This is a genomic window from Nocardia sp. NPDC058658, assembly GCF_042716665.1.
Classification (GTDB): domain Bacteria; phylum Actinomycetota; class Actinomycetes; order Mycobacteriales; family Mycobacteriaceae; genus Nocardia.
Window position 1 is genome coordinate 113,798 of sequence record NZ_JBHXRR010000004.1, and the last position, 14,193, is coordinate 127,990.

The 14,193-nt window shown below is 67.0% G+C and carries 10 protein-coding genes; 6 read left to right on the forward strand and 4 right to left on the reverse strand.

The genetic code is table 11. The features are described 5' to 3' along the window. Window positions 1–51 precede the first annotated feature (51 nt). Window positions 52–651: a dCTP deaminase gene (dcd, locus tag ACFWUP_RS09580; protein ID WP_056823535.1), complete on the forward strand. Its 600-nt coding sequence runs from the start codon at window positions 52–54 to the stop codon at window positions 649–651. Here the strand turns inward: dcd and ACFWUP_RS09585 are convergent. Next, on the reverse strand, window positions 570–1,079 hold the full coding sequence (locus tag ACFWUP_RS09585) for a hypothetical protein (protein ID WP_379232541.1): 510 nt from the start codon (window positions 1,077–1,079) through the stop codon (window positions 570–572). The two genes, dcd and ACFWUP_RS09585, sit on opposite strands and share 82 nt — an antisense overlap. A 201-nt stretch (window positions 1,080–1,280) precedes the next feature. On the opposite strand from ACFWUP_RS09585, the gene ACFWUP_RS09590 reads away from it, so the two are divergent. From ACFWUP_RS09590 to ACFWUP_RS09600, 3 genes are all read left to right on the forward strand, one after another. Beyond that, window positions 1,281–2,540, forward strand: coding sequence for a helix-turn-helix domain-containing protein (locus ACFWUP_RS09590; RefSeq protein WP_379232542.1), 1,260 nt, complete (start codon window positions 1,281–1,283; stop codon window positions 2,538–2,540). Window positions 2,541–2,779: 239 nt separating this feature from the next. Next, window positions 2,780–4,033, forward strand: coding sequence for a pyridoxal phosphate-dependent aminotransferase (locus ACFWUP_RS09595; RefSeq protein ID WP_379232544.1), 1,254 nt, complete (start codon window positions 2,780–2,782; stop codon window positions 4,031–4,033). Between the two features lie 516 nt (window positions 4,034–4,549). Further along, window positions 4,550–5,818 carry a YibE/F family protein gene (locus ACFWUP_RS09600; RefSeq protein ID WP_379232546.1) on the forward strand — a complete coding sequence of 423 codons (1,269 nt, stop codon included), beginning with the start codon at window positions 4,550–4,552 and terminating at the stop codon, window positions 5,816–5,818. Between the two features lie 9 nt (window positions 5,819–5,827). On the opposite strand, the gene ACFWUP_RS09605 is transcribed toward ACFWUP_RS09600, so the two are convergent. Together ACFWUP_RS09605 and ACFWUP_RS09610 are read right to left on the reverse strand one after the other, a co-directional pair. Then, window positions 5,828–7,174: an Hsp70 family protein gene (locus ACFWUP_RS09605; protein ID WP_379232548.1), complete on the reverse strand. Its 1,347-nt coding sequence runs from the start codon at window positions 7,172–7,174 to the stop codon at window positions 5,828–5,830. 62 nt (window positions 7,175–7,236) lie between these two features. Next, window positions 7,237–8,559, reverse strand: coding sequence for a UDP-glucose dehydrogenase family protein (locus ACFWUP_RS09610; RefSeq protein ID WP_379232550.1), 1,323 nt, complete (start codon window positions 8,557–8,559; stop codon window positions 7,237–7,239). A gap of 277 nt (window positions 8,560–8,836) precedes the next feature. Here ACFWUP_RS09610 and ACFWUP_RS09615 point away from each other — a divergent pair, with 277 nt between their 5' ends. Then, window positions 8,837–9,361 carry a YdcF family protein gene (locus tag ACFWUP_RS09615; RefSeq protein WP_379232551.1) on the forward strand — a complete coding sequence of 175 codons (525 nt, stop codon included), beginning with the start codon at window positions 8,837–8,839 and terminating at the stop codon, window positions 9,359–9,361. 75 nt (window positions 9,362–9,436) lie between these two features. Continuing rightward, a complete protein-coding gene (locus tag ACFWUP_RS09620) occupies window positions 9,437–10,384 on the forward strand; it encodes an NADP-dependent oxidoreductase (RefSeq protein ID WP_379232553.1) in 948 nt (315 codons plus the stop codon). A gap of 262 nt (window positions 10,385–10,646) precedes the next feature. Here the strand turns inward: ACFWUP_RS09620 and ACFWUP_RS09625 are convergent, their stop codons facing one another. After that, a complete protein-coding gene (locus ACFWUP_RS09625; RefSeq protein WP_379232554.1) occupies window positions 10,647–13,904 on the reverse strand; it encodes a heterodisulfide reductase-related iron-sulfur binding cluster in 3,258 nt (1,085 codons plus the stop codon). Window positions 13,905–14,193 lie beyond the last annotated feature (289 nt).

A 14,193-nucleotide genomic window follows, 5' to 3' on the forward strand; every position in this document is an offset into this window, starting at 1 on the left:
CGAAGGGGTGGGGGCGTTCTACCTGCGGTGTCGGCTGCCTACACTGGGCGCGTGCTGCTCTCCGATCGTGACATCAGGGCCGAGATCGCCGCGGGGCGGCTCGGTGTCGAACCGATGCTGGAGTCGATGGTTCAGCCGTCGAGCATCGACGTGCGCCTCGACGGGCTGTTCCGGGTGTTCGACAACAGTCGCTACACCCATATCGACCCGGCGCAGCAGCAGGACGAGCTGACCAGCCTGGTCGAGCCGAAGCCGGGTGAGCCGTTCGTGCTGCACCCGGGGGAGTTCGTGCTCGGGTCGACGCTCGAGGTGTGCTCGCTGCCCGACGATCTGGCGGGGCGGCTCGAGGGCAAGTCGAGTCTGGGGCGGCTGGGGCTGCTCACGCACTCGACGGCGGGGTTCATCGATCCGGGGTTCAGTGGGCACATCACCCTCGAGCTGTCGAACGTGGCGAATCTGCCGATCACGCTGTGGCCGGGGATGAAGATCGGGCAGCTGTGCCTGATCCGGCTGTCGAGTCCGGCCGAGCATCCGTACGGCAGTGCCAAGGCTGGGTCGAAGTATCAGAATCAGCGGGGGCCGACGCCGTCGCGGTCGTACCTCAACTTTCCCCTATCGCCCGACTCGCTGAGCGCGGTCGAGACCCGCTGAGGGCCCGCCGTCACGGCGATACGCAGTACCAGCGACAGCGCGGGCAGGGTGTCGCCGCCACCGGAGGGTGGGCGCACCCAGTGACAACCCTCGCGGCTCCACCGGCCCAGATTCGTCGGCAGCATCACCGCACTTCCGGTGCCGGGGATGTCGATGTCGAGCCCCGCGAGCTCGGCGGCCTCTTCCTCGGAGGGCCTGGCGTCGGGAACGGCGAGCACACTCCAGCGGATCTGGCGTGCCAGCACCGGACCCTCACGGCGTTGCTCGCGCAGCGCCGTGAGCACCTTCTCGGCGCGCATGGTCGGTAGGTGCACCACGCACAGCCGGTCGGTGATCGGCAGCATCACAAAGCCGCCGCGCTCGCGGACGGGTAGCCGGAATTCGCGCTGGTAACACCGCACCCAGTCGTCGACAGTTCTGGCTTCCACGCTTCCAGAATCGCGCATGCGAGCGCGCGGGGCCACTGCCCTCCACCGCCCTTTCACTGCCTCTGATAGGCGATTGTGGCGAATTGTGGTGTGTCTCACTGCAAGCTCGTACCCTGGAAGGAGTAGTCCGTCGGATGAGGTGACGCCGTGGTCGGGGAGTGGACAGGCAGAGAGGCCAGAGCTCTACGTGATGCCAAACGCATGAGCATCCGGGAGTTCGCGGCTCATCTCGGTGTGCACGAACGACTGGTGTCGAAGTGGGAGGCGGGCGGGGTGCGGGTTCGCCCGCGTCCGGTGAACCAGGCCGCGCTAGACACGTCGCTGGCTCGTTCCGATGATGTTGTGCGCGCGCGGTTTTCGACCCTGCTTGCGCCCGCGGGTGATGTCGACCTGCTCGCGTTCGTCGATGCGGGAACTGTCAAAAGCGCTGTGCCCGAGGTGTTGTCGGAGAGGGAGTTGATCATGGCGGCTGCGCACGAGGCCAGCGAACACGCGGCCGCCGCGGAGGGCACCAACGTGGGGGCCACGACATTGGCCCAGCTCGACGCCGACGTGCGGCGCATCGCCAACGAATACGTCCATGCCGCACCGGCACCCATGATGGTGGAGATGCTGCGGGTGCGCAGACGGGTGTATCGACTACTCGACGGGCAGCAGAAGCCGGTCGACACCAGCCACCTATATCTGCTGGCCGGGACGTTGTCGGGGCTGCTGGCCAACGCGAGCACCGACCTCGGCTACCTCGATGCCGCCGGCGAACAGATCAGGGCCGCTTGGGCTTACGCGGAACTGAGCGGGCACAACGGGTTACGCGCGTGGACGCGGGGCATGCACGCGCTGATCGAGAACTGGTCGGATCGGCCACGTAATGCGGTCCAATTGGCCCGCAGTGGACAGGAATTCGTCGGCCCGGGGCTCGGGAAGGTGCGGCTGCTCAATATCGAGGCCAGAGTGTGGGCGCGATTGGGTAGTGATGTGGAGACAGACAGGTGCCTGCGCGCGGCCGAAGTGGCGGCCGGTGACCGGCGCGACGAACTCCACGACGAGATCGGCGGGGTCTTCGGGTTCGGGCCACCCAAGGCGGCCTATTACGCGGGTGCCACCTGCATCCAGCTCGGCCGCGCCGAACAGGCACTCGCCGCCACCGAACGCGCCATCACCCTCTACTCGAGCGGGCCACCTTTGCAGCGCTCCTACGGCGCCGAATCGCTGGCCCGCGTCGACAACGCGGCCGCGCATCTCATCAACGGCAGCATCGACGGTGCGGCGGACGCGTTGCGCCCGGTCCTCGACCTGCCCGAGGACAAACGCATCGCCCAGCTGAGCGAACGCCTCGTCGGGTTGCGTCGCCGCATCGCCGCCCCTACTTATCGCGACGCCGTCGAAGCGCGAGGCCTGGATGAGCGCATCGAAGAGTTCTGCGTGGCGACCTCGGCGTTGGCCAGTCACCCGCGCCCGTAGGTGTCCGGCCGATCACGCCCCGGTAGCGCGCTGGGGCGACCCGATCCGCAGCCCTGCGATCGCCCGCCCCCGCCGAGTAACGCCTGGTCACGCATGCACATGGGTAACTCGCCGGGGACGAGCCAACTGACTCACCACCTTGCCGCCGGCCGCGAACACACGCCAGACCGCGCCTCGGTCTGGCCAAAAGACGCGGAGAGGCGGAACAGGCCGTAATTCCACTTGCCGGTAATGGCACGATGGATCGCGTGAGTCCTCAATCGCCGCATGTGCCCCCGCGCGTTCTCGAGCAGTCGACGAAACTGCAGAACGTGGTCTACGAGATTCGTGGGCCGGTTCACGCGCAGGCAGCACGGCTGGAGGCCGAGGGGCACCGGATTCTCAAGCTCAACATCGGTAACCCGGCTCCGTTCGGGTTCGAGGCGCCCGATGTGATCATGCGCGACATCATCGCGGCGCTGCCCTATGCCCAGGGGTATTCGGAGTCCAAGGGGATTCTGTCGGCGCGGCGCGCAATTGTGACCCGGTACGAGCTGGTGCCGGGGTTCCCCGAGCTCGATGTGGACGACGTCTACCTCGGCAACGGGGTGTCCGAGCTGATCACCGTCACCATGCAGGCCCTGCTCGACAACGGCGACGAGGTGCTGATCCCGGCCCCGGACTACCCGCTGTGGACCGCCATGACCAGCCTCGCCGGCGGCACTCCTGTGCACTACCTGTGCGACGAGGAGAACGGCTGGCAGCCCGATATCGCCGATATCGAATCGAAGATCACCGACAAGACCAAGGCCCTGCTGGTGATCAACCCGAACAACCCGACGGGTGCGGTGTACTCGGCGGAGGTGCTGCAGCAGATCGTCGACCTGGCGCGCAAGCACCGGTTGCTGCTGCTGGCCGACGAGATCTACGACAAGATCCTCTACGACGACGCCAAGCACATCTCCCTCGCCTCGCTCGCCCCCGACCTGCTGTGCCTGACGTTCAACGGGCTGTCGAAGGCGTACCGGGTGGCCGGTTACCGCTCGGGCTGGCTCGCCATCACCGGGCCCAAGGAGCACGCGGCCGGGTTCCTCGAGGGCATCGACCTGCTCGCGTCCTCGCGACTGTGCCCGAACGTGCCCGCGCAGCACGCCATTCAGGTGGCGCTCGGCGGGCATCAGAGCATCGACGACCTGATCCTGCCCGGCGGGCGGCTGCTCGAGCAGCGCGATGTGGCGTACGAGCGGCTCAACATGATCCCGGGTGTCTCGGTCGTGAAGCCGCGTGGCGCGCTGTACGCGTTCCCCCGGCTCGATCCGAACGTGCACGAGATCCACGACGACGGCAAGCTCGTACTGGATCTGCTGCTGCAGGAGAAGATCCTGATGGTGCAGGGGACCGGGTTCAACTGGCCCGCGACCGACCATCTGCGGATCGTGACGCTGCCGTGGGCGCGGGATCTGGCCGTGGCGATCGAGCGATTCGGCAACTTCCTCGCCAGCTACCGGCAGTAAAGTTACAGTGGATACTCACTTGTCACGTCTGTGGCCTGTGAGTTTCTGGGCAATAGGCCGGATGGCGATCCTGTTAATCCTGATCGAAACCGACCTTGAGTTCGGAATCTTGGAAGTTTTGAAGATCTACTAGTGCAAAAGTCCATCTTTTGTGTACAGTAGACCTCGGCGCTTCGGCGCCCTGGCCCGGTTGTCTACCCCCCCCCTGGACAACCGAGAGCCTTAGGTACGCGCGCCTACCCCCCTGGGCGCCTGCCTCCGGCGGCGGAGACACCCCCCTGCTCTCCGCCGCCCACAAACCGCCTCCCCGGGTATCTAGGCCAGACCTAGGACCCGGGGAGTTTTTTGTGACCCCAGATCACGCACGAACATGGGTAACTCGTCGGGCACGGGCGAGCTGAGCAACCGAGCCTGCCGCCGCACGCCATCGCAGCCGCCGCACGCGCGTGAGTCTGGCCAAGAATCGCGGAGAGGCGGGCTGTGTTATTGAAAACCGGAGCCTTTAAGCTTCGGGGCGTGAGCGATCATCATCACCATCACGACCATTCCGGGCCCATTGCCATCAGTGACACGGCTGCCAAGGTTGTTGTCTGGCTGTTGGGGATCATCGGGGCGGTGGTGCTGGTCGCGACGGTGATTCTGTGGCCGAGTGCCCAGCACGTCGATATTCCGTTGCCGATGCAGACGATGACCGGCGGGGCGGTGCAGACCGAGGCAGGGACCGTGGTCATGCAGGACGTCGGGCCCTGCGGGAGTCCGTCGATGGGCAAGGCGTTCGCGCAGACGCCGGAACCGCCGCGCACCGCCGCCTACACCTGTCAGCGCAGCATCATCGACATTCGATCGGGGCCCGACGAGGGCAAGAAGACGTTGTTCGAGATCGCGCCGGGGCCGGGACAGCCGGATCTGCGGGCCGGTGACGACATTCGGATGGTGCGGGCCGCTGACCCGGCGGGGATCACCCTCTACGGGTTCGAGGACTACTCGCGCGGGCTGCCTTTGCTGGTGATCGTGCTGTTGTTCGTGGTGGTGATCTGCGTGGTCGCGCGGTGGCGCGGGTTCCGGGCGCTGGTGGGGTTGTGCTTCGCGTTCGGGGTGGTGGTGATGTTCCTGCTGCCCGCGTTGCTCGACGGGAAGGCCGCGATCCCGGTCGCGCTGGTGTCGGGGGCGCTGATTCTCTACGTGGTGCTCTACCTCGCGCACGGGGTGAATCTGCGGACCAGTTCGGCGCTGCTGGGGACGCTCGCGTCGATGGCGGTGGCGGCGGTGCTGTCGTGGGCGGCGATCGAAGTCACGCACCTGACGGGACTGTCCGAGGAACAGAACACCAACGTGGCCACCTACATTCAGCACGTCAGCATCACGGGACTGCTGTTGGCGGGGTTCATCATCGGCTCACTCGGTGTGCTCAACGACGTGACGATCACCCAGGCGTCAGCGGCCTTCGAACTCGCCGCGCTCGACGAAGGCGCGTCGCGGCGGGAGATCTTCACCGCGGCCATGCGCGTCGGACGCGACCACATCGCCAGTACCGTCTACACGCTCGTGCTCGCCTATGCCGGTGGGGCGCTGCCGCTGCTGCTGTTGTTCAGTGTGGCGGGGCGGTCGATCACCGATGTGCTCACCGGGGACGCGGTGGCCATCGAGATCACGCGGTCGGCGGTGGGTGGTATCGCGCTCGCGCTGTCGGTGCCGTTGACGACGGCCATCGCGGTGATGCTGGCGCGGCCCTTCGGGTCGAAGCAGGTCGTGGCGCCGGCACGCGCGCGGCACGCCCGGAACTGAACCTCTCGGTTACTGACCTGCGGGCGGGAAGCCCGGGATGACCACGGGCGGGAGAGTCGGCAGCACGACCGGGGGGAGGCCGGGGACCACGGTGAACGTGTTGGGGCCGGTGGTCGGGGGCGCTTCGGTGGTTTCCTCGGCTCGGCGCGGGTTGACCGGGGGCGCGGCGACGGTTTCGTGTTGGGCCTCGGTGGTGGTGGCGGGGGCCGAGGTCGGGCCCGCCGAGCTCGGCCGGGGCGGGGTGCTCGCGGGGACGGCGTGGGAACCGTCGCTCGACGAACCGCTCTCCAGCACCTCGGGGCCGTAACCGAGACCGAGCCCGATCGCGGCCAGAACCACCAGCGAACTCACCGTCAGCACCGCCACATTCAGCTCACGACGGGAATGCGAACGGTTGGTGAGGGCGCTGAGTGGGCGGCGGCCACGGGTGGGCGCGGTGAGCCAGGCGGGGGTCGCGTCGTCGTGCTCGCCCATCGGGATCGGGGCCGGAGCGGCCGGCGCCTGCTGGATCTGGGCAGGCCTTGCCAGCAGTGCGGCACCGCGGGCCAACGCCGTCTCCGGCTCGGGCGGCACGATCACCGGCACCCCGATCGTGCGCTCGAGCACGCGCGCGATCAGCGGAATCCGGGCGCCGCCACCGAGCACGAGCACCGCCTGCACCGGGTGCTGCGCGCGGATTATGACATCGCGCGTCATCCGGGCCGACGACTCGATCGCCAACATCATCAGCGATTCGAAATTCTCCTGGGTGAGCAGGACCAGGCCCTGCTCACTGGGTAACGCCACCGCGTTGCTGTTGGACAGCTGCTCCTTGGCGGCCCGGCACAGCCCGTCCAGTGCCGCCAGACCCGCCGGATCGGCCGGATGCGCGATCCGGCCGGAGGCGATCTGCTGCTCCCTGATCAGCGAATCCAGGTAATCGCCGCTGATATCGCTGATCCGCTCGCACTGGTACACATCGCTGGTGCGGGCGTTGATCACGCTCACCGTGAGACCCGAACTGCCGAGGTCGTAGACGGCCAACGTGGACACTTCGCGCATATCGCTGGTGGCGTGCGCGAAATGCACGGCGGCAACAGCTTCGGGCACGAGCTGGTAGTTGGTGAGCTGGCGCCGGGCCATCGCGGCACGAACGGCCCTGGCCTGCGGCTCGCTACGGAAGGTGATGGTGGTGGCGGCGACCTCGGGCGACGCGGCCAGCGTGGCGGCGATCGCCTCGGCCGCCGACTCCTCGGCCTGCTGCTCGGGCATCGAGATCGACTGCAGCTCGAACGAATGCGGGGGAACAGCACCGTGTTGTGGACGCGCAAGGCGCACCGTCCCGGCCCCCACCGATACTCCCAGAACCGAACTCATCCACTGCCCATCTCGCCTCGTGCTGTACGAAACTTCGTCCAGACCCCGCTTGGCTCGCTACTTTACGGGGTACCGAGTCCGGCGTACACCCACCCGGCTCCACGCCAGGTCGAGCTGTCCAAGCAGTTGCGACCGTCGATGATCGAACGGGAACGTACCACCGGGGCCAGGTCGGCCGGGGTCAAAGCGGTGAATTCGTTCCACTCGGTCAGGACCAGCACCACATCGGCACGATCGCAGGCTTCGGCGACCGAGGTGGCGTAGTTCAACGTGGGGAACACTCTGCGCGAATTCTCCACCGCCTTCGGGTCGTACACGGTGACGACCGCGCCGTGCAGCTGGATCATGCCCGCCACGTTCAGGGCGGGGGAGTCGCGGACGTCGTCGGACTCGGGCTTGAAGGCCGCGCCGAGGACCGCCACGTTCGCGCCGAGCAGGGAACCGCCGCAGGCACGGGCGGCCATGTCGACGACCTTGGTGCGGCGGCGCATGTTGATGTTGTCGACCTCGCGCAGGAACGCGACCGCGTGATCGGCGCCGAGTTCGCCCGAGCGGGCCATGAAGGCGCGAATGTCCTTGGGTAAGCAGCCACCGCCGAAACCCAGTCCGGCATTGAGGAACCGGCGGCCGATGCGGGCGTCGTAGCCGAGCGCGTCGGCCAGCATGGTGACGTCGGCGCCGGTGGCCTCACACACCTCCGAGACGGCGTTGATGAACGAGATCTTCGTCGCCAGAAAGGCATTCGCCGACACCTTCACCAATTCGGCGGTGGCCAGATCGGTGAGCAGGAACGGGATCTCGGCGGCGAGGAGGTCGGCGTAGACCTCGCGGATGGTCTGCTCCACCCAGGCGCTGCGCTCGCGGGCGGGGTCGAGACCGAGGACGAGACGGTCGGGGCGCAGAGTGTCCTGGACGGCGAAACCCTCGCGCAGGAACTCCGGGTTCCACGCCACCTCGACATCGACCCTCGCCTGTTCGCGCGCTCGAATGCCAAGGGCCGCAGCGGTTCCCACCGGCACCGTGGACTTGCCGACAATCATCGCCGGACGTTCCAGCATCGGGGCGAGCGTATCCACCACGGCGTGCACGTATTTCAGGTCGGCGCCGTATTCGCCCTTCTTCTGCGGGGTTCCCACGCCGAGGAAGTGGACGTCGGCGTGCGCGGCTGCATCCTCGTACTCGGTGGTGAACCGCAGACGGCCCGCCGCGAGGTTGCGTTTCAGCACATCCTCGAGCCCCGGTTCGTAGAACGGCACCACACCGTCGGCCAACTTGGCCACCTTGCCGGGATCGACGTCCACCCCGACCACGTCGTGCCCCAACTCGGCCATACACGCTGCATGCGTGGCTCCGAGGTACCCGGTTCCGAAGACTGTGCATCGCATAGTTCTGTTGGTAAGCGGCGCGCGTGGCTACGCCGCGTCAGTGAGGCAAGAGGGGGCGCAACATCTGGTGTACAGGGGGAAACGTTCGGTTTCGCGGTTCGTGCGCGAGGGTTCTACCTGCGGTGATGTGATTCTGGTCGGTGCACGGTTCGGATCGTCGGCCTGCATCCCGGGAGCTCTCGGTCCGGCGTAATCACGCAATCGGCGCCTTCATAATCAGATATCTGACTGTGCGAGCGCGAATTGCGTGATTACGCCGGGTCACTAGCATTCGCATATGCGCCGGATCCTGTTCGCCACGGGTGGATTGCTGGTCGCGGTGTTGATCGCGGTGGTCGCGCTGTGGCCGGTGTATGTGCGGCCGCGCACGGACGCGGTGCGGGCGGCCGATGCGATCCTGATCCTCGGGGGCGCGCACGACGGGCGCGAACAGCTCGGGCTGCGGTTGGCGGCGCAGGGGTACGCGCCGCGCGTGCTGGTCTCCAACCCCTACGAGCACAGCCCGATGGTGAATCGAATCTGCCACGGGGGCTACAGCTTCGAGGTGATCTGCTTCGACCCTTCGCCACGCACGACACTCGGTGAGGGACGCGAGCTGGCCCGGCTCGGTGCCGACTGGGACCGCGTCATCGTGGTCACCTTCACCCCACACATCTCCCGCGCCCGCTACATCCTCGGAAAATGCTGGGCCGGGGAGTTGCTCTTCGTCGACCCACGCCCCCACCTGTCACCAGCACGCTGGGCCTGGGATTACGCCTACCAATCGGCGGGATTCGTGAAGGCGTGGTTCGCGGACTGCTGACGGGGTGTCGCACGGGCTGGTTTCGCGGCGGCGCCGATACCTTTGAACGAAATCCCGAGTGTGGAGGAGCTGTCGATGGTCGATCGAATGCGCCAGGCCCAACTCGACGAATGGGGCGGTCCGGAGGTACTGCACGTCGTCGACGACGCTGCTGTGCCCGAGGCGTACCCGGGTCACCTACTGCTCGAGACGATATCGATCGGGCTCAATCCCGTGGACTGGAAGACTCGGGCAGGCTCGGGTGTTGCCGACCAGCTCCCGGCTTCGCGGCCGCTGGTACTCGGTTGGGACATCGCGGGCACGGTGGTGGCGACTGGGCACGATTCGACCGGGTTCGAGGTCGGGGACACGGTTTTCGGGATGGCGGGGTTCCCTGGCCTCGGCAACGCGTACGCGGACTATGTGGCGGTGCGCGCGATCGACGTCGCGCACGCGCCCACCGATGTGGACCCCGCGGAACTGGCAGGCACGCCGATGGTGTCGCTGACCGCTTGGCAGGCGCTGTTCGCCATCGCGGAACTCGTTGCGGGACAGAAGGTTCTCATTCACGGCGGCGCGGGCGGTGTCGGTCATATGGCGGTGCAGTTCGCGGTGAACGCCGGCGCCACGGTGTTCGCCACGGCGGGGCCATCGGACCAACAGTTCGTCACCGAACTCGGCGCGAGTCCGATCGACTACACCAAGGGCGACTTCGCCGACCACATCGACAAGGTCGACCTGGTGCTGGACACCATCGGCGGCAAGGTCTTCACCCGCTCCCTCGACGTCATCGCCGACGGCGGCCGCATCGTCACCACACCGGACCCCAGCCAGCTCGACATCGCACGCCGTCGCGGGATCCGCGCGGACTGGGTGTTCGTCCACCCGGACCAGGCGCAGCTCACCGAGATCGCCGCGCTGCAGTCGGCGGGCAAGATCCACACCCGCATCGACCGCAGATTCACCCTCGCCGAGATCGCCGAGGCGCACGCCTACGGGGAACAGGGGCGCGCACACGGGAAGATCGTGGTCACTCCTCGCTAGGCGTCCGGTAGATCTCAGCGCCACGCGCCGCGCATTCCTTCAGGTGACAAGGCGGTGTCGTGGGCGCAAAGGCGTCAGAGCATGTGCGCAACGACGTGGCGGCCGGCGACTTCGAGCGTGGTTGTCTTGCCACATTGCGGCGTGATGTTCGGTGCGCCGACGCTCGCGGTGACGGTTCCTGGTATGCGGGACGGCGATCGGTGCTGACAGCAGTGAGGCGCGGGTTCCGGGGAAACCGCGCCTCACTGGGTGTTCAGGGTGTTCAGTTCTTGCGGCCGGGAGCCTTTGCGCCGGACTTGAAGCCGAGGCCGCCTGGCTTGGCGGTCGGCGGGGCTGCCGGGGTGCCGTTGCCGTTGGCGGCTTCGGGCTGAGCGGGCGGTTCCGGTGCGGAGGTTTCCGGTTCGGACGGGGCTTCAGCCGGGGTGGCGGGAGCCTCGGTCGGTGCGGCGGCAGGAGCTGCCGCGGTGCCGGGGGCCTTCGGGCCGGGGCGCTTGAGGCCGGACTTCATGGCCAGGCCCTTGGCGGGTACCGAGGGCTTGGATTCGGTGGGTGCCGACGCCTCGGTGGCCGCGGTGGATTCGGCGGGGGCCGAAACCTCGGGGGTAGCTTCGGCGGCGGTTGCCGGAGCAGCCGGTGCCGTGGGCTTGGTGCCGGGGGCCTTGGGGGCCGGGCGTTTCAGGCCGGACTTCATGGCCAGGCCCTTGGCGGGGACCGACGGCTTGGACTCGGCGGGGGCCGAAGCCTCGGTGGCTTCAGTAGCTGCCGAAACCTCGGGGGCTTCAGCGGAAGTCGCCGCCTCGGCCGGAGCCGCTGCGGGGGTCTTCGCACCGGGGGCCTTGATGCCGCCCTTCATGCCGAGGCCGCCGGGAGCCTTTGCTCCACCCTTCATGCCCAGACCCTTGACCGGAGCGGCGGGGGCGGCGGTGTCAGCGGCGGGAGCTGCTTCGGCCGCGGGGGCCTTCGCGCCGGGGGCCTTGGCGGCGCCCTTCATGCCGAGGCCACCACCGGGAGCCTTTGCTCCGCCCTTCATACCGAGGCCCTTGGCGGGCGCGGCAGTTTCGGGAGCTGCTTCGGCGGCAGGCGCTTGCGCGCCCGGAGCCTTGGCTGCGCCCTTCATACCGAGTCCGCCGCCGGGTGCCTTCGAGGCGCCCTTCATGCCCAGACCACCACCGGGGGCACCCTTCATACCCAGACCGCCACCGGTCGGCGCGGCCTTCGGAGCGGCTTCGGTCGCGACCTCGGCGACGACCGGTTCCGGTTCGGGCTCGGGTTCCGGCTCGGCCTTGGGCTCCTGGATGACGACCAGGTTGGCCGAGAGCTGCTCGGCATCGATACGGGTGATCGAGTCCAGCATCAGCTGCGAGACGTCGACGACCTCGACACCCTCGCCCTGGCCCTGCTCCTGACGGGCGGTGACGCCGTCGTTGAGCATGACGCGGCAGAACGGGCAGCCGGTCGCGATCTTGGTCGGGTTGGTCGAGAGTGCTTCGTCGACGCGGTCGACGTTGATGCGCTTGCCGAGCTGCTCTTCCATCCACATGCGGGCGCCACCGGCACCACAGCACATGGAACGTTCGGCGTGGCGGGGCATTTCGACCAGGGTCGAGCCCGAGGCTTCCATCAGCTCACGCGGGGCGTTGTAGATCTTGTTGTGGCGGCCCAGGTAGCAGGGGTCGTGGTAGGTGATCTGCTGGGAGACCTGCGCGACCGGGACCAGCTGCTTCTGGCGCACGAGGCGGTTGAGGAGCTGGGTGTGGTGCACGACCTCGTAGGTGCCGCCGACCTGCGGGTATTCGTTGTTCAGCGTGTTGAAGCAGTGGGCGCAGGTGACGACGATCTTCTTCTTCGACTGCTCGACACCTTCGAAGACCGAGTTGATGACCTCGATGTTCTGCAGGGCCAGCTGCTGGAAGAGGAACTCGTTGCCCGCGCGGCGAGCCGAGTCACCGGTGCAGGTTTCCTCCGCGCCGAGGACCATGAACTTGGTGCCCGCGGTGGCGAGGAGTTCGGCGACGGCCTTGGTGGTCTTCTTCGCGCGGTCCTCGTAGGCGCCGGCGCAGCCGACCCAGAACAGGTACTCGTAGCCGTCGAAGCTGTCGGCGTCCTTACCGAAGACGGGGATGTCGAAGTCGACTTCCTTGATCCAGTTGAGGCGGTCTTTGGAGTTCTGGCCCCACGGGTTGCCCTTGTTCTCGAGGTTCTTGAACAGGCCGGCCAGCTCGGACGGGAACTCCGACTCGATCAGGACCTGGTAGCGGCGCATGTCGATGATGTGGTCGACGTGTTCGATATCGACGGGGCACTGTTCGACGCAGGCACCACAGGTGGTGCACGACCACAGGACCTCGGGGTCGATGATGCCGCCGAGGTCCTCGGGGCCGACCAGCGGACGATCGGCCTCGGCGCGCGCGGCCTCGGGGATCTTGGCCAGGGCGGCCTCGTCGGGCTTGCCGTCGGCGTCGACCAGACCGATCTCGTCGCCGGCGGCGTCCTTGCGGCCACCGGCCAGCAGGTACGGGGCCGAGGCGTAACCGTGGTCGCGCAGCGACATGATCAGCAGCTTCGGCGAGAGCGGCTTACCGGTGTTCCAGGCGGGGCACTGCGACTGGCAGCGACCACACTCGGTGCAGGTGGTGAAGTCGAGCCAGCCCTTCCAGGAGAAGTCCTCCATGCGGCCCGCGCCCAGGTTGTCGACCTCGGGGTCGACGTTCTCCATGTCGAGAACCTTGCCGTTGGACATCATCGGCTTGACCGCGCCGAGCGCGACGCTGCCGTCGGCCTCGCGCTTGAAGTAGATGTTGAAGAAGGCCGAGAAACGGTGCCAGGCCACGCCCCAGGTGATGTTGCGGCCGACCAGGTACAGGAAGGCCATGCCCGACATCAGCTTGATGAACGCGAAGATCGACACCATGGTCGGGCTCGCGGGCAGCAGCTTGGCGATCTGCATGGTGAAGAAGTCGGTGGAGGCGTGCCCGTTGCCGTAGGTGGCGATCTTGCCCGCCTTGACGAAGATCATGCCGAGGCCTTCCATCAAGACGATCGTCTCGATGACATAGGCGGGCGCCATCTTGGAGCCGCTGAAACGCGACAGGCGTTCGGGGATCCGCGGGTGGTTGAGCTGACGGATGATGATCAGCGCGCCGATACCGACCACGGTGCCGATGCCGAGGATCTCGTCGACCAGGTGGTAGATCGCCCAGTTGCCGATGATCGGCCAGTGGAACGAGCCGTCGAAGGTCTGGCCGTAGGCCTCGAACCACAGGATCGCGCCGAGGATGAAGCCGGTCATGACCAGCCAGTGCGCCCAGCCGACGGTGCGGAACTTGTTCATCCGCGTGTGTGCCGCGACCTCGATGAACATGTGCTTGAACCGGGGGAAGAACGGTCGCCAGCGATCGGGAGCTGACTGGCCGATGGTGATGGCCTTGCCGATGTTCCAGGCGCCGCCGATAAACGACGCCCAACAGAACAGGCTGAGCACAGCTCCAATCGTGCCCAACGTGATAGTCAGGGCATTCATGTCGCGACCTTTCTTTCGAGGCAACACGCGGTCTGGGCGAGGAGACCTCACCCGGTTGGACGTATCGTAACCGCCACTAAGTTACCGGCCAGTAACTAATGCTGTCCACCGTAGGATCGGCATTTGTGCTCTGACCTTGTTTACTGGGATTTGACCTGCGGATTGCTTGTGAGCAATATCACAAAAATGTTTGCTGCGGGGTTCCCGAAGCGCCTGCTGAACACCGTAAACCGTGCGTGAACTGCGGCGAAGCTAAGGTCAGGCTTACATGCCCCCTGAAATGTGGTGT

Coding starts and splice junctions, on each gene's coding strand:
- ACFWUP_RS09610 (WP_379232550.1), bottom strand. CDS start 8,559: ATGCGATGCACAGTCTTCGGAACCGGGTACCTCGGAGCCACGCATGCA.
- ACFWUP_RS09625 (WP_379232554.1), bottom strand. CDS start 13,904: ATGAATGCCCTGACTATCACGTTGGGCACGATTGGAGCTGTGCTCAGC.
- ACFWUP_RS09615 (WP_379232551.1), top strand. CDS start 8,837: ATGCGCCGGATCCTGTTCGCCACGGGTGGATTGCTGGTCGCGGTGTTG.
- ACFWUP_RS09595 (WP_379232544.1), top strand. CDS start 2,780: ATGGATCGCGTGAGTCCTCAATCGCCGCATGTGCCCCCGCGCGTTCTC.
- ACFWUP_RS09605 (WP_379232548.1), bottom strand. CDS start 7,174: ATGAGTTCGGTTCTGGGAGTATCGGTGGGGGCCGGGACGGTGCGCCTT.
- ACFWUP_RS09590 (WP_379232542.1), top strand. CDS start 1,281: ATGAGCATCCGGGAGTTCGCGGCTCATCTCGGTGTGCACGAACGACTG.
- ACFWUP_RS09620 (WP_379232553.1), top strand. CDS start 9,437: ATGGTCGATCGAATGCGCCAGGCCCAACTCGACGAATGGGGCGGTCCG.